The organism is Xenorhabdus anantnagensis, from assembly GCF_028598555.1.
GTDB classification, from domain to species: Bacteria; Pseudomonadota; Gammaproteobacteria; order Enterobacterales; family Enterobacteriaceae; genus Xenorhabdus; species Xenorhabdus anantnagensis.
In genome coordinates this window covers 39,553-61,466 of the sequence record NZ_JAQRFN010000005.1, presented here as the reverse complement: position 1 = coordinate 61,466, position 21,914 = coordinate 39,553, and the positions used below count along the sequence as shown (strand labels likewise).

The window sequence follows — 21,914 nt, the reverse complement described above, 5'->3', positions numbered from 1 at the left end:
TGAAGACATGAGGCTTGTTTCACCTTAAAATTAATTTCATAAAGAAATTAACACAGAATAATAAGATGTTCTTAAGGAAGAGAATATAACTATGAAACAAGTCTCTATTACAGCATTGGTTTTTTCTCACACATCGGTAACATCGGTTGCTATGCCGATTGAAATTCTCACCATCGCCGCCAACGCCATTGGCGGCCCAGTTCCTCATGTCAGCATTATCTCTCCGACCAATCAGGCAATGATCAGTCAAAAAATCAATAATACAGATAGCCTGTTTATGGATTCAGATCCCATCACCCACGGTTCTCTTTACACTTCTCTCGATTACGAGCAACATCCCGATATTATTCTGGTCGGTTCACTGGGTTTCCCTGAGTGGGAACCACGGCATTGCACACCGGAAATCATTGCGTGGCTTAAAGCAATGGATGAAAAGCACATCCCCATCGTTTCAATATGCTCAGGCACATTTATGCTTGCCAAAGCAGAATTATTAAACACCAGCGCCACAATCCACCCTTATTTTTCCCCTGAATTTAAGAAACTTTTTCCTCATATTCCCCTTCATACCGACAAAAAAATCATCAGCGATAACCACCGTTTCTGTATCTCCAGTGCCTATGGCTGCGGGAGCTGTATGTTGAATATCGTTGAGTTGATGTACGGACAATATGCCAGAGAACAATGTGCAAAATTTCTGTTAGACGAAAATGACAATCAAACCTCGTTCGATTCCGCCTGTTTTGCCCCTTATCGCCAACACACCGACTCGCTAATCCATAAACTGCAAGACTGGATGCATACTTTCCCTTCTGAAATTTTATCTGTCGCCGATTTAGCCAATAAAATTCATCTTTGCGAACGACAAATGAAACGTCGCTTTAAGATCGCCACAGGAAAAACACCAATTCAATATATCCAACAGCTTCGTCTGTCACAGGCAAAGCATTGGTTGGAAAAATCCCAGAAATCCATTGAAGAAATCAGTCATGAAGTGGGTTATGAAGATACACGTTATTTCAGGGAATTATTCAAACGTTGCAATGGAGTGACGCCAAAAGAGTACCGACAAAAATATCATCACTGACGGCGCTTTTCTGCACGCAAATTTTGCACTCTGTAAATTGTTCTGCTCAAGAAAAATCGGACATTTTTATGAAGGCCATTTCATATTCCCCGGGGGTTAAACCATTATTGGCCGTGTGCAATCGGGTTAAAGTGTAATAATGCCGATAATCCCGGACATCTTTTTTCATCTCCGCGTGATTTTCATGATGGCTTTTGAAGAGCCAATTGTGTTTCAAACTGCCAAAGAAACGCTCAACAACGGCATTATTCCAACACGCCCCGCCCCAACATCTCCCTGACTTGCTCTCATGTCATGGCGACAGAGCAAGTCCCGATTTGAGATTGCTCAGCAGTGCGTTTCCGCTGCCTGTGGGACGGTATAGCCCTGTTCAACAACCAGATTGACGGCTTCTCTTTTAAAGTTATCGGTAAATTTTTGGGGTGATTTTCGTTTCATAAAGATACCTTAATTAAAGTCATTCTATTCCTTTACCAAAGTGTCCGAATTTATTAAAGCACAACAACTTAGGCTGTTCCGAGTTTGCTTTACAAACAACAAGGAGCAGTCTCTATCTTCAGTACTCATTAAACTTGACTCACCAGCATCAACACGCCCACTACCAAGTAAAACGGTAAAATAATCTTCCTTCTTCCTTACCTCATTAACAATCCCCCGGAAAAACCAGACTAGCCAGTGGCGGCACGCGTCCAGCTAAGGTATTATTGCCCGCTATATTGTTGGTACACGCCCATTATCAATTGAATTTATGGCAAAAGAACAAACTGATCGCACCACACTGGATTTGTTCGCAGATGAACGCAGGCCAGGGCGACCGAAAACAAATCCGCTGTCCAGGGATGAACAGCTCAGGATCAATAAACGCAACCAGTTGCGACGAGATAAAGTCAAAGGACTGCGTCGAGTGGAACTCAAGCTCAATGAAGATGCCGTCGATGCACTGAATCATCTGGCAAAACAGCGCAACATCAGCCGCAGTGAACTGATTGAACAAATGCTGTTGGCCCAACTGGCAGAAGAAAATCACTCTGCCGATTAACGGTTTTTATTCAACTGCAATGAAGCGGCATCACCACACAAATCTGACAGATTTGTCATTGATGTTTGGTCAAAATAACGCTTTTCATGTTACTAAAAATAACATTTTTCTAGCTGATTTCAGCGTGATGTGTATGGATTTAATACACTGATAAAACAAGAGGTTAACCCATTTTATGGCAATAATAGGTATATTCTTCGGCAGCGATACAGGCAACACAGAAAATATCGCCAAAATGATCCAAGAAAAATTGGGCGGTGCTGATGTTGCTGAAGTCCACGATATTGCCAAAAGCAGCAAAGAAGATATTGAAGCCTTCGATATTCTGCTGCTTGGCATCCCAACTTGGTATTACGGCGAAGCTCAATGTGATTGGGATGATTTCTTCCCAACATTGGAAGAGATTAATTTCGAAGGGAAACTGGTTGCTTTGTTCGGCTGTGGTGATCAGGAAGATTATGCAGAGTACTTCTGTGATGCTATGGGCACCATTCGCGATATTATTGAGCCTCATGGCGCGATTATCGTAGGACACTGGCCAACTGAAGGATATCACTTTGAAGCCTCCAAAGGCATGGCCGACGATAACCACTTTATTGGTCTGGCCATTGATGAAGATCGTCAACCAGAATTGACAGATGAGCGCGTTAAAGCCTGGGTACAACAAATTAAGGCTGAAATGAGCCTGTCAGAGATTCTGGGTGAATAAGGGAATTAAGCCCTTTCATGCAGGATTATTCTTGCATAATGTGTCATGATGTCGGGATAGGCATGGTTTTCATTTTGAATATCCATGCCTATAATCAACAACGTGAAACAGAATCATGATTCCCTCACGATACCCCCAAGTATCATAAGTTCACTTAACCCAAGTTACAGGACTGAATCCGCATGACCGACAACAATAAAGCATTGAAAAATGCTGGACTTAAAGTAACACTTCCACGCTTGAAAATTCTGGAAGTGCTACAGGACCCAGAATGCCATCATGTCAGTGCGGAGGATCTCTACAAAAAACTGATTGATATCGGTGAAGAGATTGGCCTCGCCACTGTCTATCGCGTGTTGAACCAGTTCGATGATGCCGGCATTGTCACACGCCACAATTTTGAAGGCGGTAAATCGGTTTTTGAACTCACTCAGCAACATCACCATGACCATCTGATTTGTCTTGATTGCGGTAAAGTCATCGAATTTAGTGATGAGTTCATTGAAGAGCGTCAGAAAAATATCGCTGACCGTTATGGAATTAAGCTCTCAAACCACAGTCTTTATTTATATGGTCACTGTACTGCTGGTGATTGCCGCAAAGATAGCGCATTTCATGATGAAAAAGCATGATAAACAAGCGAAATGAAGTAATTAGTCCACTTCTGGTGTTTGAATTAGTCTGAATAAGCTACTGCCGATTAGCTCAAGCTAATCGGCAGGTTGCTTTAAGCGTTAAAATTTCACTTCATCCATGCGGCTAAAGCGTTTCCCATCAATATTGACTGAGCGAATTTTCACATTACTGCTGACATGAGGTCGCTGTCTGTCATTGTAAACTTGCCATGTCTTTCCATTATCCAATGAGTATTGGATAGCAATCCCCGGTAATGCGATATTTGCTTCAAGTGTCCCAGAAACAATTCTGCCACCCGGCACCGGCAGACGATATGAGGTTTTGGCTTTATCCAACTTAGCCAACTCACGCTGTCCTATCAGATTGGCAAAGCGCTCCCAATCATGTTGAAGGAGAGCGGTATCAACATAGTGTGTTACGCCTCCTTTATATTCCCTGCCCTGCTGATATTTCTGTTCCCAGTCCGCTTTGTGCCATGCTCGTTCCGCCAGCGGTAGTAAACGTGGATAAATCATATATTCCATTTGCTCATCGGTACGCACGGTTTCACTCCATGATAGCCCTGACATCCCATAAGCCCCCGGCCAATGTTTATTACTATGGGTGTTAAAGCGGTTGCCATCACGATCCACCGAAGTCTCAGCATTTTGTGGCATGTTATTCGGAGCAAAGCTGAAAATTTTCGCTTCATCATTAAAGCGAGTTGCCCAATAGTAGCCCCGCTCTTTCGGATTGACTTCATATGGCATATCCAGATAGACATAATCAGGGCTGGAAACAACAACTTGATATCCCTTATTCGCCCAATCATTGGCGGAATCATAGCCTCCCCAATAAAGGGTATCCCAGAAATTCACCGCAACATGTTCAGTAGCGAAATCCTTTGCCGATTTAGCGTGCTTCAAACCATCCTGCCATGCCTGCATAGTACTGATGCCGTGGGCATTGACGATTTTGCTGACTTCCATGGCAAAATAACTGGCGAGTTCATCAACATCTTTAATAACACCTTGCGTTATCATCTTCTGGCAAACCTGAGATTTGGCCCACGGTTTATCCTCAATTTTTTGGTTGATAATCCCTTTGCCCGGCACAATCGGCCCATCTTTGTCCTGATATCCTGCGCCCAAACGGATATTTTTCGCTTCATCACCACCAAAATGCCATGTATCCAACGGCAGCCCGGCTTCTTTATGCATGGCAACGACTTCGCTGATAACTTTATCAATAAACCGTTTTGAGGAATCCATACATGGATTAAGATAACTATGGCGATCATAGAACTGCACAGATGTTGTATTTGAGGTATCTGTCGGATCAAGCAAACGATATTCATTAGCCTCCTGCTTTTTGCCCTGTGCCATGAGCTTCTTATAACGTGCTTCCATTGACACAACTGCGGCACGAGCATGGGCGGGTATATCAATTTCTGGGATAACTTCTATTTGGCGAGCTTTGGCATAATTCAGAATATCAATGTAATCCTGACGGCTAAAATAGCCACTTCCCATATTATTGCTATCCGGCCCTGATCCCAATTGTGGCAATAAACACTGAGTTTCACTTAAATCATGACAACGTTGACTGCCTATTTCTGTCAATTCCGGTAAACCGGGTATCTCCAAACGCCAGCCTTCATCGTCACTCAAATGGAAATGGAATTTGTTCAGCTTATAATTGGACATTTGATCGAGCAGGCGCAAAACAGCTTCTTTGCTATGAAAATTTCGCCCAACATCAAGGAAAACACCACGATATTCAAACCTTGGTGCATCTTTTGCCGTCAATGTAGCAATATTTGGAATGCCACTGGCGGGAAGTAAGGAAAACAGTGATTGCAGACCATAGAATACGCCAGATTGATCAAACGCGACGATTTGTGTTCCCTTTGTGGTAATCTGCAACGAGTACGCCCCCTTGACTCGCCAAGGCCCCGTAAATTGGTTTGCGTTTATTTGCGTTGCTATTCGATAACCGCTATCTGTTAAATTAATATCATGGGCTTTGAAACGTTCCCTGATCACTTTAATAGATTCACTGCTTAACCCTCCCAACTCTAGTTTCACTCCGCGGGATAAATCCACATCCTGTGAGTGAATGGAAAGTTCTTTCGGGGTCGGAATAATCTGCCCACGGAGTTTATCCTCGTGGATTGTTGCCACCTGTTGGTTTTTTACAAAACGGTTTTCAGGTGTCATCAGGATATTGTTATCCGTTGTAGTACGTTTCCACTGTTCACCTTCCAGATCAGATAAAAATTCACTGATGTTTTCAGTATCTGTATTCATCAATACCTTGGGTATAGCATCACCGGAAGTCGCATACCAACGTGGCATAAAATCGGTACTGAAAATCTGCCAATATTCATCAATAATCGGTAGCACGACCTTTTCATTGGCCTTGATGCCTTTGAATTTCTCCGTCGGTTCCAGCTTATGTAAATCCCCCGTGATATGGGTGATTTTGTATTGCTCATTGTTCAGTTTCAGGATTTGGCGAATACTGTGAAAATAGAGTGCCCAATCAGAAGAGTCGATCGCCTGATTGCCATTGCTCAAGATAATGTTAACCCGATTACAAGCAGCCGAATCCGCACCAAGAATGGCGCAATCTGTACCATGTGAACCAGCCTGATTATCAATGACTTTGAAATTGACTTTTAACTGACTCAGTAAATCCACAATCTGCTGTGGTGACACTGATTGCTGCAATGGCACTAATGATGCCGTTTCTGCATGAATGCTACCTATAAATCCAACTGTCGTGATAAGTGCTGCCAAGGTACGTAATTTAATGATTTTCATAAATTACCTCGTCCGAATTTATTATTTTTTCGATGGGCAAATTCTTGGGTGAATAATGTACAGATTTGGCCAGCCAATAACCCTACACAACATGTGACTATAAGGCAATTTCTAATCTTAGCTAGAAGAGTTAATTTTCATTACGATTCTATTAAGCATAAAAAAAGCGTGAAGATAATCACGCTTTTTAGTGTATGAATTAATAATGTATGGGTTAAATAACCTGAGTCACATTATCTTTGTGAGCTTGTTACTCTTGTGAGATCTTTGCCCAGGTATCACGCAGACCAACTGTACGGTTAAATACCAGACTTTCAGCACTTGAGAGGCGGCTGTCAGCACAGAAATAACCTTCACGCTCAAACTGATAGGTTTTTTCTGGCAAGGCATTTGCCAACCCTGGTTCTACAAATCCTTTACGAATCACCAGCGACTCTGGATTGATAGTAGACAAAAAGTCATCTTCTGCCCCCGGGTTTGCTCCGCTGAACAGACGGTCATACAGATAAAATTCTGCTGGTACGCCGTGTGCAGCACTTACCCAGTGAATGACACCCTTAACCTTGCGGCCATCGGCTGGATCTTTGTTCAGGGTTTGCTCGTCATACTGGCAATAAATCGTAGTGATATTGCCTTCCGCGTCTTTTTCAACACAATCAGCTTTAATCACATAGGCATTGCGCAGACGTACTTCTTTGCCCAAAACCAGACGCTTATATTGACGGTTTGCTTCTTCACGGAAATCAGCACGGTCAATATACAGTTCACGACTGAACGGTACTTCACGGCTGCCCATTTCTGGTTTATTCGGATGATTAGGCATCGTCAGAATAACTTCCCCTTCCGGCATGTTCTCAATCACCAGTTTCACTGGATCAAGAACCGCCATGGCGCGCGGTGCATTTTCATTCAAGTCATCACGGATACAGGATTCCAACGCCGCCATTTCAACGTTGTTATCCTGTTTAGTCACCCCAATGCGACGGCAGAATTCGCGGATAGAAGCTGCGGTATAACCACGACGACGTAACCCCGAAATAGTTGGCATACGCGGATCATCCCAACCATCAACGATGTTTTCTACCACCAGCTGGTTAAGTTTACGCTTTGACATCACCGCATATTCCAGATTCAGGCGAGAAAACTCGTACTGACGCGGATGGCAATCAATCGTAATGTTATCCAAGACCCAATCGTACAAACGACGGTTATCCTGGAACTCCAGCGTACAAATGGAATGGGTAATCCCTTCCAGCGCATCGGAAATGCAGTGGGTAAAATCGTACATCGGATAGATGCACCATTTATTGCCTGACTGGTGATGCTCTGCAAATTTGATGCGGTAGATTACCGGATCACGCATAACAATGAACGGGGATGCCATATCAATTTTGGCACGCAAACATGCCTTACCTTCAGCAAATTCACCGGCACGCATTTTTTCAAACAAAGCCAGGTTTTCTTCTACGCTGCGATCACGATACGGGCTGTTTTTACCTGGTTCTTTTAAAGTTCCGCGATATACACGGATCTCTTCAGGACACAGTTCATCTACATACGCCAGACCTTTATTGATTAATTCAATAGCGTATTGATACAGGGTATCGAAATAATCAGAAGAGTAGCGAATATTCCCACTCCACTGGAAGCCCAACCACTGTACGTCATTTTTAATCGACTCAACGTACTCAATATCTTCCTTGACCGGGTTTGTGTCGTCAAAACGTAGGTTGCATTGTCCCTGATAGTCTTGAGCGATGCCGAAATTCAAGCAGATCGATTTAGCATGACCGATATGCAGATAACCGTTAGGTTCAGGTGGGAAACGGGTATGTACGGATGTATGTTTACCCGTTGCCAGATCTTCGTCAATAATCTGACGAATAAAGTTTGTCGGGCGGGCATCTGCCTCACTCATCGTTTTTTTCCTCAATGCAAAAAATGCTTCAACATAACCTTCTATAATCCAATAAGCTGAACCGAGAAACAATACTTTGTTAGTGGGAAATGGTGGAACAGCTTTAATCTTATCCAACTGAAGAAATCAAATAATGGCAGGTTGAATTTGTCCTCATTATGGAATGACAGGCTATAAATTAACCAATATCGGAAATTTATAATCGTAAAGACTGGCATATTGCTTGCGATTATGCAGATGCCATAAAACCTCATACCAAACAAGAAGATCAAACTTTGATTTCGCTCTCATGCCAATCTCACGATCCCGAAAAGTAAGTTACTTATAAAAGATAACATACATTTTATATATAATATTATTTAATTTTATTGATTATATGAGTATATATTAAAGACATCAGCTCCCCCGAACACATAATGAGTAGTGTAGAGAGTTGATTAAAGAAAAAAGATCACTATCTGGTTTAACTTTATTCAGAAAATGAAGAGCGACTACTTGATTCTTATACCATTCAGCATATCAACACAACTGGAAGTTTTGCCTTTTCTATTATCACCACATCAATATCAAAATATATCTTATATATCAATAGAGAATGAACATGAAGAATCTATCATCAGGCAATAAAAAGATGATTATAGCAATAGTCATTAATGAAAAATATATATCAAATCACTATACAGATGGATTTAAGGTAGGAGCAACATCATTCACATTAAAAATGGTTAACTACTTTATTAAACAGCAGGTTTTTGCTGGATTTATCTTATATAAAAGAGATGAATCATTATTAGCTCCAAAAATTGAACAATTAGAAATAAATGAAATAAAATATATAAAAATTTTCTTTAATTTTTCGATGAATTCAGAAGATATCAGAGAAGCCTTAGCTAAGGGTCTATCATTTCTTTCTATTAACAACAACCAAAAATACAATATTTTCGCTTATTATCAAACAGATACACTTCTATCCTATCATCCATCAAACATCCCATGTGCTGTAACACACCATGGACCTTTTGTTGAAGATTTTCAAAGAAATTATTCACAAGAAGGGGCTTATCAAGCATTTGAAAATAAAGATAAAGCAATTCATCTTTATAAGCAACAATCCATAGGCATTATTACTTTGATTGATAAAGGGTATTTTGTTATACAACACTCTAAACTACAAGGTGATTATCTAGTAAGCAAAGGCGTTCACCGGGAAAAAATAAAACAGGTTAATCCTCCTATGTTTTCCTGTGAAAATCACGAATGCAGTTCATTAAATTCCAATATAAGTAATTTTCTAAACACGAATAAAGATGAAATCTTGTTATTCACTGCTGTTGCTAGATTAGATTACTTTAAAAATATCGAATTGTTAATTAATTCCTCAATTAGTTTATTAGAAAAAGGTATTCCAACAAAAATATTAATTTTAGGTGATGAAGAAAAACATGACCACAGAAGAGATATCCTAAATTTCATGATCCCCGTGGAATATAGAAAATACTTTTTGATCTCACACAAACTATCGCACACTGAACTATTCATAATTTTTAATGAAATAAAGAAAAAAGCTATTTTTGTATGTACGTCACGTTATGAAACATTGGGAATTACTCCTTTAGAGGCAGCACTAAATGGGATCTATACGATTGTTCCAAATTTAAGCTCAGTAGAAGCTTCAGCTTATTTTTCCTCAGAAGATAAGTTTAATTATGACATAGCTTCACTGACGAAAAAAATAATTTCCATATGTGATAAAAATTTATTTATATCCGATACACAACAACAAAAACTCAGAACATTACTGTCAAAAGATATTTTCGAAGAAAGTGTCAATAAAATTTATAATGAAATTTCAGAAGGTTACAGACTTCCACTTATATCCGCTATCTAAATATAGTTTACAATAACATATATAAATAATTTCAAGTCAATGAGTACAGCAATGTACTCATTTTAATTTCATCAATATCGTTACAATGATCACAATTACTTATTTAACTGTGGCTTTTTCTTATTTTTCAATTAAAAATAAGTTATGTCAATCGTGAAAAGTCTCCAATAATATTTACTACAATAGGTGAGCGCCATGGGTATATTTAATTATTTACAGCGTTTGGGAAAAGCACTCATGCTTCCGATCGCTTCACTTCCAGTCGCCGCGTTACTACTGCGGCTCGGTCAACCAGATGTATTCAATATCGCTTTTATTGCCAGTGCAGGTGGAGGAATTTTTGAAAATTTGCCTTTATTATTTGCACTGGGAATCTCTATCGGCCTGGCAAAAGATAATGGCGGAGCCGCGGCACTCGCTGGTGTCGTTGGTTTTTTCATTCTAACGAAAGCAACCGCTGTTATTGATCCTAAAATCAATATGTCATTTTTTGCAGGTATTATTTCGGGGATCGTTGCCGGCCACTGCTATAACCGCTTTTCTGAAACCCAATTGCCCGAATTTTTAGCATTTTTTGCTGGTAAGCGTTTAGTACCCATTATAACCGGAATTATTTGCCTTTTCCTTGCATGGGTTTGTGGGCATATTTGGCCTTATATACAGCATGGCATTGATAATTTCAGCCTTTTAGTATCAAAAAGTGGTATGGCTGGATGGTTTACTTATGGTGTTCTTAATCGTGCCCTGATTCCGTTTGGCCTACACTATATCCTGCATTCCGTTTTCTGGTTCAGCCTAGGTGATTGTATAAAAATTACTTACGATCTGGCAGGATCAATACATAATATCTGTTTGGCTCCTGATGTAGCACGCTCTCTCACTATTGGAGTGGCTATACCCGGAATAGAAGGTTCAAACATTACTCAAATAGCGAGTGACCTCGCTCGTGGTGATTTAAACCGTTTCTTTGCTGGTGATCCCAACGCAGGGGTCTATATGGCGTGGGCCTATCCAATATTTATGGGTGGTTTACCTGGCGCTGCTTTAGCCATGTATTTGGCTGCACCAAAATCACGTCGTCCTCAAATTGGTGGGATGTTATTTTCTGTCGCCTTAACATCATTCCTGACGGGTATCACTGAACCAATAGAGTTTTCATTCTTGTTTTTAGCACCCGCATTATATGTTTTACATGCAATTCTTGCGGGCGTTAGCATGGTGATTACAAACTCTTTAGGCGTCTTACACGGTTTTGGCTTCTCTGCTGGTCTTATCGATTTAGGATTAAGCTGGGGTTTGGCAACAAAACCATGGATATTGATCCCACTTATTATTCTATTCTTTGTTATCTATTTCGTTGCCTTTACCTTAATAATTCGCATTTTCAATCTGAAGACGATAGGCAGAGAAGAGACAAATTCTGATAAAGCAACGTCTGCATCTCAAGATAAGGAAGCTATTATACATTATATCAGTGCCCTCGGCGGGCCGAACAATATTCGTACAGTTGATGCTTGCATCACTCGGCTCCGTTTGACTGTAGAAGACAATACCCAATTAAATGAGGCTCAATTGAAGAAATTAGGCGCTAAAGGAGTCCTAAAAATAGGTAAACAGAGTATTCAAGTCATCCTTGGCCCACAAGCTGAAAGCATCGCTGAACAAGTAAAAGCTCAGTTGAAATTAAGTCACACAAATAAAACTGAATAATTCACACTGCTCAAGATAAAAGGAACGTGATTACGTTCCTTTTTATTAAAACAAAACTAATATCTATCTACATCTACCTATATCTATCTATTTTTAAACAAAAAAATCTTAAATAACTTATTTAAAAATGAAAAAAAACATCTTTTGAAAAACTATATTTTAGTCACAAAATGCACTAATACAGCTAAAAAACTAGCCATAATACCAATCTTATTTTAATATCAAAAATATCTTCCTGTATTAAATGAGACGAAGTCTTATGCAGGACAAGTATAATGCACAATTTTACCCTACTGCTTTCACGTATCACATTGAGATATCAGGCATCGCATATACGTGTATAGCCTTACATAATTAAATTATTGAATGATTTTTAAGAGGTAATCATGAGGCTGATCCCCCTAACTACAGCAAGTGATGTCGGTCGATGGTCTGCTCACTATATTGTGAGTAAGATCAATAAGTTCAATCCAACTATTGATCGCCCTTTCGTACTGGGGCTTCCTACCGGCAGCACACCACTGGCAACCTACAAGGAACTTATTTCTCTATATCAAGCTGGGAAAGTAAGCTTCCAGCATGTGGTGACATTTAATATGGATGAGTACGTTGGTCTTCCGGAAGATCATCCTCAAAGTTATCATTCATTTATGTACCAAAATTTCTTTAATCACATTGATATCCCAAAAGAAAATATCAATTTATTAAACGGAAATGCAGAAGATATTGATGTTGAGTGCCAACGTTATGAAAATACGATCAAAGCATATGGCAAGATCCATTTATTTATGGGGGGTGTCGGTAATGACGGACATATTGCCTTTAATGAGCCGGCATCTTCTCTTTCTTCACGCACGCGAATCAAGACACTGACCATTGAAACACGAACTGCTAATTCCCGTTTTTTCAATAATGATGTGGAACACGTTCCCAAATATGCGTTAACCGTTGGTGTTGGTACTTTAATGGATGCTGAAGAAGTCATGATTCTGGCAACCGGCATGAATAAAGCACAAGCTCTGCAAGCTGCCATAGAAGGAAACATCAACCATATGTGGACAGTAAGTTGCCTCCAGATGCATCCAAAAGCACTCATCGTTTGTGATGAGCCTGCCACCATGGAATTGAAAGTGAAAACAGTGAAGTATTTCCGCCAGTTAGAGGCCGGCATCATCAATGAATTTGCCAGCTAAACTGATTTAGGAGTTAAGATCTCAATGTATGCATTAACCAATGGAACTATTTATACAGGATATGACAGGCTCGATAACCATGCAGTCATTATTGCAGATGGTTTGATTAAACAAGTTTGTCCAATAAGCGAGCTGCCAGAAGAAATTGAAAAACACGATTTACATGGCACTAACCTCGCCCCAGGATTTATTGATCTACAAGTCAATGGTTGCGGTGGAGTCCAGTTTAATGAACGATTGGAAGATATTTCAGAAGAGACTCTGCATACCATGCAGAAAACCAATCAGCGCTATGGTTGTACCAGTTTCCTGCCTACCCTCATCACCAGCCCCGATGAATTAATGATAAAAGCCATTGAAGTGATGCGCACCTACCTGAAAAAAAATCCCAATCAGGCATTAGGGTTGCATCTGGAAGGGCCTTATATCAATCCAATAAAAAAAGGGACCCACAATACCGCTTATATCCGTAAGCCTACGCCCGAAATGGTTAATTACCTGTGCCTGAATGCTGATGTCATAACCAAGATTACCCTCGCTCCTGAAATGGTAGAAAGCAAATATATTCAGCAATTGGCCGAAGCGAGTATTACTGTTTCTGCTGGTCATTCCAATGCTACTTATGAAGAAGCTCGCCATAGCTTCCAAAATGGCATTACATTCTCTACCCACTTATACAATGCCATGCCTCCGATTTCTGGCCGCCAGCCCGGGCTGATCAGTGCCATTTATGATTCTTCAGAAGTCTATGCCGGCATTATTTGTGATGGAATGCATGTATCATGGCCAAATGTCCGTAATTCCAAGAGATTAAAAAATGAAAAACTTATCTTGGTAACGGATGCCATTGTTCCTGCCGGGCTTTCTCCCGATGCCATGGAACAATTTACCTTTGCTAATAAAACAATATATTATCGAAACGGTTTATGTGTTGATGAAAATGGAACACTGAGCGGCTCATCAATCACAATGATTGATTGTGTTAAAAATAGTGTGGAACATGTTGGTATTGCTTTGGATGAAACGTTGCGAATGGTGACGCTTTACCCTGCCCGAGCAATCGGTGTTGATAAACACCTCGGCACGATTGAATCCGGCAAGGTTGCGAATCTGACCGCATTTACTCACGATTTCAAAATCTGCAAAACCATTGTTAACGGGAATGAAGTCAAACTATCGTGAGTATACAGACTGATGAGTAATGAGAACACACAGAAGCAAATCGGTAATATTGATCTAGTCAAACAGCTAAATAGTGCTGTGGTCTATCGGTTGATTGACCAGCATGGGCCAATATCACGTATCCAGATTGCAGAAGAGAGCCAGCTTGCTCCTGCTAGTGTAACCAAAATTACTCGTCAGCTGTTGGAACGTGGCCTGATAAAAGAAGTCGAACATCAGGCCTCCACCGGAGGAAGGCGCGCAATCTCCATCATTACCGAAACACGTCATTTCCATACCATTGGAATCCGGCTTGGGCGCCATGATGCAACGGTGGCTCTGTTCGACATGAGCGGCAAGACGTTAGTGGAATCGCACTATCCCGTGCCGGAAAATACTCAGCAGGCAGTCGAGAAACGGATTATTGACGCCATTGAAAGTTTTATCGACAAAAACCAGCGCCGAATCCGTGAATTGATCGCAATTTCAGTCATTCTTCCCGGTCTGGTTGACCCTGACCAAGGCATCATCCGCTATATGCCTCACATTAAGGTGGACAACTGGCCTTTGATTAAGAATCTCAAAGAACATTTCAATACCTTCTGTTTTATTGGGCATGATATTCGCAGCCTTGCATTGGCTGAAAATTATTTCGGGGCTACTCGCGATTGTGAAGATTCGATTCTGGTACGTATCCATCGCGGCACAGGGGCCGGTGTCATCGTTAGCAACAATATCCTGCTCAATAAACGGGGCAATCTGGGTGAAATAGGTCATATCCAAATCGATCCTCTGGGTGAACGCTGCCATTGCGGTAATTTTGGTTGTCTGGAAACCATTTCTTCCAATTCAGCCATAGAAGCCAGAGTACAACATCAGCTACGTCAAGGTTTTCCAAGCCAGCTTGCCTTGAACAACTGCAATATCCATGCAATTTGCCTTGCAGCCAATGCGGGCGATCCTCTTGCAACAGAAGTCATCAGGCAAGTAGGACACTATCTTGGTAAAGCTATTTCAATAGCAATTAATTTATTTAATCCTCAGAAAATAGTTATTGCAGGGGAAATCACAGAAGCAGAACAGGTATTGCTGCCTACCATTAAAAGCAGCATCAATACCCAAGTACTACAGGCATTCCGCGAAGATCTCCCTGTAGTAATTTCTGAGTTAAATCACTGCTCAGCGATTGGCGCATTCGCACTAACGAAACGGGCAATGCTTAATGGTGTACTGTTGCAACATCTTCTTGGAGGATAATTCCAACTATTTTTGCCGGGTTTGTCGACAAAACGATTACAGGACGAACAAACAAACGATTTTGTGCATATTTATTTAAAAAAGCAGTTGACGCATCTGTCTGATATACGCATAATTCGCCCCGCACCGCCGATGAAGGCAAAGCGAAAAAAGATGGCTACGTAGCTCAGCTGGTTAGAGCACAGCACTCATAATGCTGGGGTCACAGGTTCGATTCCCGTCGTAGCCACCATCTTTGCGGGAGTGGCGAAATTGGTAGACGCACCAGATTTAGGTTCTGGCGCCGCAAGGTGTGCGAGTTCAAGTCTCGCCTCCCGCACCATTTTCTTTATCGGGTTGTACTTAGAATGTGTTTTAGTGACAATTTTAAATTTTAGTGTGTTGTTTCAGGTGGGGTATCGCCAAGCGGTAAGGCACCAGGTTTTGATCCTGGCATGCCCTGGTTCGAATCCAGGTACCCCAGCCATTTAACTGAAACAATAAGTTAAAACGATATAAATTTAACTAAGCATTCTCAGGATAACAAAGGTTGCAGTGATAACACTCAGTTGGGGTATCGCCAAGCGGTAAGGCACCAGGTTTTGATCCTGGCATGCCCTGGTTCGAATCCAGGTACCCCAGCCATATCACTGAAAGTTGTCACACTTCTTACGATAATCGTAAATGGCTACGTAGCTCAGCTGGTTAGAGCACAGCACTCATAATGCTGGGGTCACAGGTTCGATTCCCGTCGTAGCCACCATTTACAAATCCAGTTGGGGTATCGCCAAGCGGTAAGGCACCGGATTCTGATTCCGGCATTCCCAGGTTCGAATCCTGGTACCCCAGCCATATTTGTCAATATTTTATATAAAGTAACGTATTGAAAGAATGGAAGATATATCAGGCCACCAATAAGGTGGTTTTTTTGTTTTCGAAATATCCAAAATATCCCCATAAAAACCACACCAACAATTATTAAGCAAGCATTCGGTTATCTATATTTCCAATTAAACAATATTTAGTTGGATGAAAATAATACTCTTACTTGTATAAGTCCCGAATAGGGACACCTGAATTTGATTACATGGAACAATCAGAGTTAACCATGCAATCAAACTACACAAACAACAGGGCATTGCTCTATACCCAATAATTGTTTTTACTTAATAATTGTTCTTACTCAATAATTGTTCTTACCCAATAGAAGGAAACATCAATCACAATCCTAATGCATATTTCAGAGCAAGATTTTTCATCATTCCTGAGCGTTGCGCGACCATCAATGCCAGATTTCGCGCTATCTTCAATCCCGGTAAATCATTACTGAATGCTGTATGGAAAAGATCCATTCCCGTTTGCATCACCAAATTATCCGGCATCCTGCGACGCTGATAACGCATCAGGACCGTCAAAGAATCCCACTCTTCCAATAACTCTTTAGCACTAGTCAATACCTTGAGCAAAACATCAACATCCCGATAACCTAAATTCACCCCCTGCCCTGCCAGTGGATTGATGGTATGAGCCGCATCCCCTAACAGAACCAATCCTTCTTGCACATAACGGCTGGCATGATGACGAACCAGTGGGAACGAACCTGCGGCAATCGGAGTAACTTTACCCAAGCGAGTAGGGAATGCCTGAAAAATTTCTCGTTCAAGCTGTGTTATTGTCATCGACTGCAATTGGCGTATGCGAGCAGGTGAATCGTACCAAACCAATGAAGCCCATTGATCAAACAACGGCAGAAAAGCCCTGGGGCCAGAAGGAAAAAATTGTTGCCATGTTGTATCTTGTTGAGACTGGTTAGTCTTAACTGTTATCAACATACACGACTGCCGATATTGCCACCCTTTACTGCCAATACCTGCCAATTGACGAACTTGAGAACGGGCACCATCTGCACCAATAATCAGCCGGGTATTAATTTCCGTGCCATCAGCCAATGCCACCAGCCACGTTTTATTCTTGTGCTGGCGCTGCATAGATTTCAACACGGTAGGACAAAACAAGGTCAGGTTTGGATAACGCTCAAACTCCTGCCACAATGCCAGTTGCAAGACACGATTTTCAATCATGTGCCCTAACTCTGGCACTCCCAAGCTTTCAGCGTCGAAAATGACGTTAGAATCATTTTGCTCCCATGTTTCTAACTTCCGATAAGGGGCACTACGCATCCGTAGTACGTTTTCCCATACCCCCAATTGTTTCAATAAATCTACCGAAGCACAGCTGATCGCAGAAATGCGAACATCTGGGTCACTATTCGCATTGTAAGGCGCAGGAAGCTGATGCTCTAATAATGCAACTCGCCAACCTTCCTGCGCTAATCCCAATGCTGTCGCAGCGCCAATCATACCCGCTCCAACGACAACAATATCGAATTTTTGTTGTGAATTATTCATATTCATCACGTCATTAACTTATTGATTAAAATAGTGTACCGGAATTTTCCCTTTCCGGCTGTGAATATCCGGTGTTACAGTCTGGTCACTGGTGCCTCAAATGACTACAATAGCCAACAATATTATGCTAAATACACTATGTGCAATACATTGCGCTTTTCAGTGTTGAAGCATCATTCCACTGGAAACACCGGATACACAAAAAATGTCGACGATAAAAAAACTGTACATCAAAACCTGGGGCTGTCAGATGAACGAATACGATTCATCCAAGATGGCCGACTTGCTGGAAACCACTCACGGTTATCAGTTAACCGATGTCGCCGAAGAAGCAGATATCTTACTCCTGAATACTTGCTCAATCCGTGAAAAGGCTCAGGAAAAAGTCTTTCATCAACTTGGTCGCTGGAAAGGTCTGAAAGATAAAAAACCTGAAATCATAATTGGTGTAGGTGGCTGTGTTGCTTCTCAGGAAGGGGATTATATTCGCCAGCGTGCACCTACTGTCGATATTATTTTCGGGCCACAAACCCTGCACCGCCTGCCCGAAATGATTAATCATGTAAAAGGCACCCACAGCCCAGTCGTTGACATCAGTTTCCCTGAAATTGAAAAATTCGACCGTCTGCCAGCCCCTCGTGCAGAAGGCCCAACAGCCTTCGTTTCCATCATGGAAGGCTGCAATAAGTACTGCACATTCTGCGTTGTACCTTACACCCGCGGAGAAGAAGTCAGCCGCCCTTGTGACGATATTTTATTCGAAATTGCTCAGCTTGCTGCACAAGGTGTACGCGAAGTTAATCTGCTCGGTCAAAACGTTAATGCCTATCGTGGTGCAACGTTTGATGGAGATATTTGCACATTTGCAGAACTGTTGCGTCTGGTTGCGGCTATCGACGGCATCGACCGAGTCCGCTTCACCACCAGCCATCCAATTGAGTTTACTGACGACATTATCACAGTATACGAAGATACACCTGAGTTGGTCAGCTTCCTGCATCTGCCAGTCCAGAGTGGTTCTGATCGCATTCTCACCCTGATGAAACGCGCCCATACTGCGCTGGAATTTAAAGGCATTATTCGCCGTTTGCGCAAGGCTCGTCCAGACATTCTGATCAGCTCTGACTTCATCGTGGGCTTCCCGGGTGAAACACAAGATGACTTTGAAAAAACCATGAAACTGATTGCCGATGTTAACTTCGACATGAGTTTTAGCTTCATTTATTCAGCGCGTCCAGGAACACCAGCAGCCGATTTGCCAGATGACGTAAGTGAAGAAGAGAAAAAACAGCGTTTGTACCTGCTCCAGCAGCGTATTAACCAACAAGCCATGAGCTTTAGTCGCGCAATGCTTGGCAGTACACAACGTATTCTGGTTGAAGGCCCATCACGTAAAAATATCATGGAACTCTCTGGCCGTACTGAAAATAACCGCGTGGTTAACTTTGAGGGAACGCCTGACATGATTGGCAAATTTGTTGATGTCGAAATTGTTGACGTATACGCCAACTCCCTGCGTGGAAAAGTCATCCGTACTGAAGATGATATGGATCTGCGTGTCCATGAGTCCCCTGAGTCAGTCATTGCCCGTACTCGCAAAGAAGATGAAATCGGCGTTGGCTTTTATCAGCCTTAACTGACCCTAACATAGAGATAATCAGTGACACAAATAAACCAACAAGTAGCAACACAAGAGATCTTTCTGGAACCCGCAGATAATCAACGCCTGATGAGCCTGTGTGGACCACTTGATGACAATCTGAAACAACTTGAGCGTCGTTTGGGTATTGAGATCAACCGCCGCGATAACCGTTTCAAACTGGTAGGTAAACCACTGTGTGTTAGTGCAGCAGCAGGAATTTTACGTCACCTTTATGTCGATACCACGCCTGTACGCGGCGTGATACCTGATCTTGAGCCTGAACAGATTCATCTCGCCATCACCGAAAGCCGGGTACTGGAGCAAGCAGCAGAAAGCGTTCCCGAATACGGTAAGGCTGTGAATATCAAAACCAAGCGGGGTGTTGTAAAGCCCCGTACTCCCAATCAGGCACAATATATTGCCAATATCCTCGATCACGATATTACGTTCGGGGTTGGGCCTGCGGGTACAGGAAAAACTTATTTGGCCGTTGCCGCGGCTGTTGATGCCCTAGAGCGCCAAGAGATCCGCCGGATACTTCTGACCCGACCTGCGGTCGAAGCCGGCGAAAAACTGGGCTTCCTGCCCGGTGACCTAAGCCAGAAAGTCGACCCTTATCTGCGCCCGCTTTATGATGCCCTGTTTGAGATGATGGGATTTGAAAAAGTTGAGAAGCTGATCGAAAGAAACGTTATTGAAGTGGCACCACTGGCTTATATGCGTGGACGCACTCTCAATGACTCCTTTATTATTCTCGACGAAAGCCAGAATACCACCATCGAACAGATGAAAATGTTCCTGACCCGCATTGGTTTTAATTCCAAAGCGGTCATTACGGGTGATGTGACTCAGATTGACCTGCCAAGGGGACAAAAATCTGGTCTGAGTCATGCGGTAGAAGTTTTATCTGATGTTGATGAGCTAAGTTTTAACTTCTTATATAGTGAAGACGTTGTTCGCCATCCGGTGGTTGCAAAAGTCGTTATCGCCTATGAAGCATGGGAAGCAGCAGAGCAAGAACGTAAAAAAGCGCTCAATGAGAAACGCAGACAGGAAGTAAAATGAGTTCAGTTATATTAGATTTGCAAATTGCATGTGAAAACCCCAAGGGGCTTCCGGAGGAAGCCTTTTTCCAACGCTGGCTGGAAGGTGTTTTGCCACAATTTCAGGCAGAAAGTGAAGTCACCATTCGCTTGGTCGATGAAGCAGAAAGCCATGATTTAAACCTCACTTATCGTGGGAAAGATAAACCAACCAATGTGTTATCCTTCCCATTTGAAGCTCCGCCTGAAGTTGAATTATCCTTACTCGGCGATTTAATTATCTGTCGTCAAGTTGTTGAAAAAGAAGCAGAGGAGCAACAAAAGAGTGTCGAGGAACACTGGGCACACATGGTGGTTCACGGCAGCCTCCATCTTCTGGGATATGATCATATCGAAGACGATGAAGCGGAAGAAATGGAATCTTTGGAAACAGAGATTCTAAAAAAAATGGGTTATCCTGATCCCTACCTAGTGGAAAAAGAATAACTGTTGCCAACATTTTTATGTTAAACATAACAATCTACGATTTTATTAATGGGGAATTTTCATTAAAACGCCATGAGCGACGACCATCCTTCAAGTAACGATAGCCCTGGCCCTAAGAAAGGCTTCTTTGCGCTTCTTAATCAGCTTTTTCACGGTGAACCGAGAAACCGTGATGATTTGGTTGAACTGATCCGTGATTCTGAGCAGAACGACTTAATCGATCCCGACACCCGAGAAATGCTCGAAGGTGTAATGGATATTGCTGATCAACGCGTGCGTGACATTATGATTCCACGCTCACAGATCGTTACCTTAAAACGCAACCAATCTCTGGACGAATGTCTGGATGTTATTATTGACTCGGCCCATTCACGCTTTCCTGTGATCAGTGAAGATAAAGATCACATTGAAGGCATATTAATGGCGAAAGATCTGCTACCTTTTATGCGTACAAATGCAGAGCCTTTCAGCATTGATAAAGTTCTTCGTCAGGCTGTGGTAGTGCCGGAAAGTAAACGTGTTGACCGTCTGCTGAAAGAGTTCCGTTCCCAACGCTACCATATGGCGATTGTGATCGACGAATTTGGCGGTGTTTCAGGGTTGGTCACCATTGAGGATATTCTTGAACTGATTGTGGGTGAAATAGAGGACGAATACGATGACGATGACGATAACGATGTTCGTGCTTTAAGTCGCCACTCCTATTCAGTGCGGGCATTGACTCAAATTGAGGATTTCAATGACATTTTTGGTACCAACTTCAGCGATGAAGAGGTTGATACCATTGGTGGGCTAGTTATGCAGGCATTTGGGCATCTGCCTTCCCGTGGGGAATCCATCACTATTGATGGTTACCTTTTCAAAGTGGCAATGTCTGATAGCCGTAAAATCATTCAGGTGCATGTAAAAATACCTGATAATGCTGACGTTCCTAGCCTTGATAAACCATAATAG

Annotated in this window: 17 protein-coding genes, 6 tRNA genes and 1 pseudogene; 19 read left to right on the top strand and 5 right to left on the bottom strand. The window is 42.1% G+C overall.

Annotation, left to right across the window (positions count from 1 at the left end):
- Positions 1–91 precede the first annotated feature (91 nt).
- A complete protein-coding gene (locus tag PSI14_RS05700) occupies positions 92–1,087 on the top strand; it encodes a GlxA family transcriptional regulator (RefSeq protein WP_273574908.1) in 996 nt (331 codons plus the stop codon).
- Positions 1,088–1,133: 46 nt separating this feature from the next.
- On the opposite strand, the pseudogene PSI14_RS20135 reads toward PSI14_RS05700, so the two are convergent.
- Positions 1,134–1,337 (bottom strand): annotated as a pseudogene (locus tag PSI14_RS20135) (IS3 family transposase); the annotation flags it as partial.
- Between the two features lie 77 nt (positions 1,338–1,414).
- Entirely contained in the window at positions 1,415–1,525 is a 111-nt protein-coding gene (locus PSI14_RS05695) for a transposase (protein WP_273574907.1), read from the bottom strand.
- 310 nt (positions 1,526–1,835) lie between these two features.
- Between PSI14_RS05695 and ybfE the strand changes: the two genes are divergently transcribed.
- From ybfE to fur, 3 genes are all read left to right on the top strand, one after another.
- On the top strand, positions 1,836–2,126 hold the full coding sequence (ybfE, locus tag PSI14_RS05690) for a LexA regulated protein (RefSeq protein ID WP_273555510.1): 291 nt from the start codon (positions 1,836–1,838) through the stop codon (positions 2,124–2,126).
- A 175-nt stretch (positions 2,127–2,301) separates the two neighbouring features.
- Complete coding sequence (gene fldA / locus PSI14_RS05685) at positions 2,302–2,835, top strand: flavodoxin FldA (RefSeq protein ID WP_273574906.1); 534 nt, start codon at positions 2,302–2,304, stop codon at positions 2,833–2,835.
- Between the two features lie 182 nt (positions 2,836–3,017).
- Positions 3,018–3,467 carry a ferric iron uptake transcriptional regulator gene (gene fur, locus PSI14_RS05680; protein WP_273574905.1) on the top strand — a complete coding sequence of 150 codons (450 nt, stop codon included), beginning with the start codon at positions 3,018–3,020 and terminating at the stop codon, positions 3,465–3,467.
- 102 nt (positions 3,468–3,569) lie between these two features.
- On the opposite strand, the gene PSI14_RS05675 is transcribed toward fur, so the two are convergent.
- Together PSI14_RS05675 and glnS are read right to left on the bottom strand one after the other, a co-directional pair.
- The gene (locus PSI14_RS05675; protein ID WP_273574904.1) at positions 3,570–6,275 is read right to left on the bottom strand and encodes a beta-N-acetylhexosaminidase; all 2,706 of its coding nucleotides are present in this window, start codon (positions 6,273–6,275) and stop codon (positions 3,570–3,572) included.
- A gap of 250 nt (positions 6,276–6,525) precedes the next feature.
- On the bottom strand, positions 6,526–8,193 hold the full coding sequence (gene glnS, locus PSI14_RS05670; RefSeq protein WP_273574903.1) for a glutamine--tRNA ligase: 1,668 nt from the start codon (positions 8,191–8,193) through the stop codon (positions 6,526–6,528).
- Between the two features lie 601 nt (positions 8,194–8,794).
- Between glnS and PSI14_RS05665 the strand changes: the two genes are divergently transcribed.
- From PSI14_RS05665 to PSI14_RS05615, 11 genes are all read left to right on the top strand, one after another.
- A complete protein-coding gene (locus PSI14_RS05665; protein ID WP_273574902.1) occupies positions 8,795–10,081 on the top strand; it encodes a glycosyltransferase in 1,287 nt (428 codons plus the stop codon).
- Positions 10,082–10,276: 195 nt separating this feature from the next.
- A complete protein-coding gene (nagE, locus tag PSI14_RS05660; protein ID WP_273574900.1) occupies positions 10,277–11,791 on the top strand; it encodes an N-acetylglucosamine-specific PTS transporter subunit IIBC in 1,515 nt (504 codons plus the stop codon).
- Between the two features lie 386 nt (positions 11,792–12,177).
- On the top strand, positions 12,178–12,984 hold the full coding sequence (gene nagB, locus PSI14_RS05655; protein ID WP_273574898.1) for a glucosamine-6-phosphate deaminase: 807 nt from the start codon (positions 12,178–12,180) through the stop codon (positions 12,982–12,984).
- Between the two features lie 24 nt (positions 12,985–13,008).
- Complete coding sequence (gene nagA, locus PSI14_RS05650; protein ID WP_273574896.1) at positions 13,009–14,166, top strand: N-acetylglucosamine-6-phosphate deacetylase; 1,158 nt, start codon at positions 13,009–13,011, stop codon at positions 14,164–14,166.
- A 12-nt stretch (positions 14,167–14,178) separates the two neighbouring features.
- Entirely contained in the window at positions 14,179–15,402 is a 1,224-nt protein-coding gene (gene nagC, locus PSI14_RS05645) for a DNA-binding transcriptional regulator NagC (protein WP_273574894.1), read from the top strand.
- A gap of 155 nt (positions 15,403–15,557) precedes the next feature.
- Positions 15,558–15,634: transfer RNA gene (locus PSI14_RS05640), tRNA-Met, on the top strand.
- A gap of 5 nt (positions 15,635–15,639) precedes the next feature.
- A tRNA-Leu gene (locus PSI14_RS05635) sits at positions 15,640–15,724 on the top strand.
- 69 nt (positions 15,725–15,793) lie between these two features.
- Positions 15,794–15,868, top strand: a tRNA-Gln gene (locus PSI14_RS05630).
- Between the two features lie 83 nt (positions 15,869–15,951).
- A tRNA-Gln gene (locus PSI14_RS05625) sits at positions 15,952–16,026 on the top strand.
- A 41-nt stretch (positions 16,027–16,067) separates the two neighbouring features.
- Positions 16,068–16,144, top strand: a tRNA-Met gene (locus PSI14_RS05620).
- Between the two features lie 14 nt (positions 16,145–16,158).
- Positions 16,159–16,233, top strand: a tRNA-Gln gene (locus PSI14_RS05615).
- Between the two features lie 368 nt (positions 16,234–16,601).
- On the opposite strand, the gene ubiF is transcribed toward PSI14_RS05615, so the two are convergent.
- Positions 16,602–17,789 carry a 3-demethoxyubiquinol 3-hydroxylase gene (gene ubiF, locus PSI14_RS05610; protein ID WP_273574893.1) on the bottom strand — a complete coding sequence of 396 codons (1,188 nt, stop codon included), beginning with the start codon at positions 17,787–17,789 and terminating at the stop codon, positions 16,602–16,604.
- Positions 17,790–17,994: 205 nt separating this feature from the next.
- On the opposite strand from ubiF, the gene miaB reads away from it, so the two are divergent.
- The 4 genes from miaB to corC all read left to right on the top strand — a co-directional run bounded on the left by miaB (position 17,995) and on the right by corC (position 21,911).
- The gene (gene miaB / locus PSI14_RS05605) at positions 17,995–19,425 is read left to right on the top strand and encodes a tRNA (N6-isopentenyl adenosine(37)-C2)-methylthiotransferase MiaB (protein ID WP_273574892.1); all 1,431 of its coding nucleotides are present in this window, start codon (positions 17,995–17,997) and stop codon (positions 19,423–19,425) included.
- Between the two features lie 93 nt (positions 19,426–19,518).
- A complete protein-coding gene (locus tag PSI14_RS05600; protein ID WP_306309228.1) occupies positions 19,519–20,496 on the top strand; it encodes a PhoH family protein in 978 nt (325 codons plus the stop codon).
- Positions 20,493–20,960 (top strand): rRNA maturation RNase YbeY, encoded by a 468-nt coding sequence (ybeY, locus tag PSI14_RS05595; RefSeq protein WP_273574890.1) that lies wholly within the window; start codon positions 20,493–20,495, stop codon positions 20,958–20,960. The genes PSI14_RS05600 and ybeY overlap by 4 nt, the downstream gene beginning before the upstream one ends.
- A 72-nt stretch (positions 20,961–21,032) precedes the next feature.
- Entirely contained in the window at positions 21,033–21,911 is an 879-nt protein-coding gene (corC, locus tag PSI14_RS05590) for a CNNM family magnesium/cobalt transport protein CorC (protein WP_273574889.1), read from the top strand.
- The last annotated feature ends 3 nt before the right edge of the window (positions 21,912–21,914 follow it).